Annotated in this window: 3 protein-coding genes and 1 pseudogene; all 4 read right to left on the reverse strand. The window is 73.7% G+C overall.

Features of this window, described 5'->3' with window-relative positions:
• Nucleotides 1-104: 104 nt before the first annotated feature.
• The gene (cobJ, locus tag MFF42_RS17560; RefSeq protein WP_238256899.1) at nt 105-866 is read right to left on the reverse strand and encodes a precorrin-3B C(17)-methyltransferase; all 762 of its coding nucleotides are present in this window, start codon (nt 864-866) and stop codon (nt 105-107) included.
• On the reverse strand, nt 863-1,660 hold the full coding sequence (locus tag MFF42_RS17565; protein WP_238256900.1) for a precorrin-2 C(20)-methyltransferase: 798 nt from the start codon (nt 1,658-1,660) through the stop codon (nt 863-865). The genes cobJ and MFF42_RS17565 overlap by 4 nt, the downstream gene beginning before the upstream one ends.
• Nucleotides 1,660-2,292 carry a precorrin-8X methylmutase gene (locus MFF42_RS17570; protein WP_238256901.1) on the reverse strand — a complete coding sequence of 211 codons (633 nt, stop codon included), beginning with the start codon at nt 2,290-2,292 and terminating at the stop codon, nt 1,660-1,662. The genes MFF42_RS17565 and MFF42_RS17570 overlap by 1 nt, the downstream gene beginning before the upstream one ends.
• 19 nt (nt 2,293-2,311) lie before the next feature.
• Nucleotides 2,312-2,675, reverse strand: a pseudogene (locus MFF42_RS17575) (precorrin-3B synthase); the annotation flags it as partial.

Genomic DNA, 2,675 nt, shown 5'->3' on the forward strand with positions numbered 1-2,675 from the left:
ATCCAGGGCGCGACATCTCCGAAAAGGTCGCGCCCCGGATCGCTTCGGCTCCGCCTTGCGATGACGAAGCGGCACAAAACCTGAGGTGATCAGCCGGCTTCGTCTCAAGGCGTGACGCTCCGCGGCGTATAGACGAACGGAAGCCGCCCCACCCGCTCGATCAGCCGCGTGGTCGGCGCTCCGATGATGACCATGGTCGCCATGTCGGCCGGCGCGGTGCGGGCCTCGTCCAGGGGCAGCACCCGCAGCGATTCGTCCGGTCGGGTCACGGCGCGGGCGAAGATGACCGGGGTCGAGGGCGGAAGGATCTCGGCGGCGAGCGCCAGCGCCCGGCCCAGCTGCCAGGGGCGTGCGGACGAGATCGGGTTGTAGAGGGCGACGCTGAGCCCCGCCCGCAGGACCGCCTCCAGCCGCGCGGTCACGACCTCCCAGGGCTTGAGGTTGTCGGAGAGCGAGAGCGCGCAGAAATCGCCGCCGAGCGGCGCGCCGAGGCGGGCGGCGGCGGCCAGCATCGCGGTGATGCCGGGCTCGACCCGGATGTCGAGGTCGCGCCAGTCCGCGGGGCCGTGCTCGACCGCCTCGAACACGGCCGCGGCCATGGCGAAGACGCCGGGATCGCCCCCCGACACCACGGCGACGTGGCGGCCGGACAGGGCCAGGTCCAGGGCGTGGCGGGCGCGGTCGACCTCGACGCGGTTGTCGCTGGCGTGGCGGGTCAGCCCCGCGCGCTCGGGCACGCGGGCGACGTAGCGGATGTATCCGATCAGGTCCTGCGCCCGGTCCAGGGCAGCGCGGGCCGATTCGGTGAGCAGGCGCGGATCGCCCGGCCCGAGACCGATGATCGTGACGCTTCCCCCTTCACTCACGGGCGGCGGCCCTCGCCGGGCACCAGCACCATGGAGAAGTAGGGCGCGACGTCGTCCGCCTTCTCGGCCAGCGGGATGACCCGCTCGCCGGCCATGGTGCCGCGCTCGACATAGACCGCGCGGGCGAGGAAGCCGGTCTCGGCCAGCACGCCGCGCACCTTCGGCAGGTGGCGGCCGAGCTTCATGATGACGGCCGCGTCCGTTCCCTTCATCCGCTCCAGCAGCGCCGCGCGCGGCAGCGTCGCCGGCAGGATGGTGAGGACGTCGTCGCCCCAGGTGATCGGCGTGCCGGCCCGGGTCCAGCAACCCGACATGCCGGTGACGCCGGGGATCACCTCGACGGGAAAGCGGTCCTTCAGGCGCCGCCACAGATGCATGAACGAGCCGTAGAAGAACGGATCGCCCTCCGACAGGATCGCCACGTCGCGCCCCGCGTCGAGGTGGTCGGCGAGCCGCCCGGCCGCCTCGTCGTAGAAGCCCGCCAGCGCCGCGACGTAGTCCGGGTGCTCGGGGTGCAGCTCGGTGGTGTAGGGGTAGGCGAGCGGGAATTCGCGGACCGGATCGCACACCACCGCGTCGGCGATGGTGCGGGCGTTGCCGCGCTTGCCCCGCTTGCAGAAGTGGACGAGCACGGGGGCGTGCTCCAGCACCCGCATCGCCTTCACGGTGAGGAAATCCGGATCGCCCGGCCCCATGCCGACGCCGTAGAGCGTTCCGGTCCTCGCGACCGCGGGGGTCTCGCCCGCGCCGTCCGCGGTCTCGGCCGGGGCGTCGATGCGCGGGCTCCCCTCCATCACTCGACCTCGTTCGCGAGCGCGTTGACGGCGGCCGCCGTCATGGCGCTGCCGCCGCGGCGGCCGTGGACCACGACGAAGGGCACGCGCCCGTCCCGCGCCAAAGCCTCCTTGGATTCCGCCGCGCCGACGAAGCCGACGGGGATGCCGATCACCGCCGCCGGGGGCGCGACGCCCTCGTCGAGCAGTTCGAGCAGGCGGAACAGGGCGGTCGGCGCGTTGCCGACGGCGACGACGCTGCCGGGCAGTCGCTCGCGCCACAATTCCATCGCGGCGGCCGAGCGGGTGGTGCCCATCTCCGCCGCGAGGCCCGGCACGCGCGGGTCGCCCAGCGTGCAGACTACCTCGTTCCGCGCCGGGAGCCGGGCGCGGGTGACGCCGTCGGCGACCATGCGCACGTCGCACAGGATCGGCGCGCCGGCCTTCAGCGCCGCCTCGCCGGCCGCGGCGAAATCCTCGGACATCTCGACGTCGCGCGGCAGGTCGGTCATGCCGCAGGCGTGGATCATCCGCACCACCACCCGTTCGGCGGCGCCGGACCAGCGGGCGAGGTCGGATTCGGCGCGGATCATCGCGAAGGAGCGCGCGTAGATCGCGCCGCCGTCGCGGATGTAGTCGTGGCGGGCACTCATCCCACGTTATCCTGGCACGTCATCCTGGCAAGTCGTCCTGAAACACGTCGTCCTGAAACACGGGGTCCAGCGCCGGAAGTCCGGCGGCTGCGGCCTTCCTTATCCGGTCCAGCGCCGCCTCGAAAGCGAGACGCGTTGCCGGCTCGCCAGAGGGAGGGCCGGCGAGCACCACGTCGTAGGCGCCGTCGCGGCCCACCAGGGTGAGGTCGGCGGGGCCCGGATGGGCGCAGCCCTTGGCGCAGCCGGAGACGTGAGCGGTCCCCCCGGCGAGCGGGGCCAGCGCCTGCGCCAGCCGGGCGGCGTGGTCCGGCACCGGGGTGGTTCCGGAGCGGCAGGCCGGCGCGCCGGGGCAGGCGGCGACCCGGCGGCGCGGATCGTCCGGC

The sequence above is a fragment of the Methylorubrum podarium genome (assembly GCF_022179745.1).
In the GTDB taxonomy this organism is placed as follows: domain Bacteria; phylum Pseudomonadota; class Alphaproteobacteria; order Rhizobiales; family Beijerinckiaceae; genus Methylobacterium; species Methylobacterium podarium.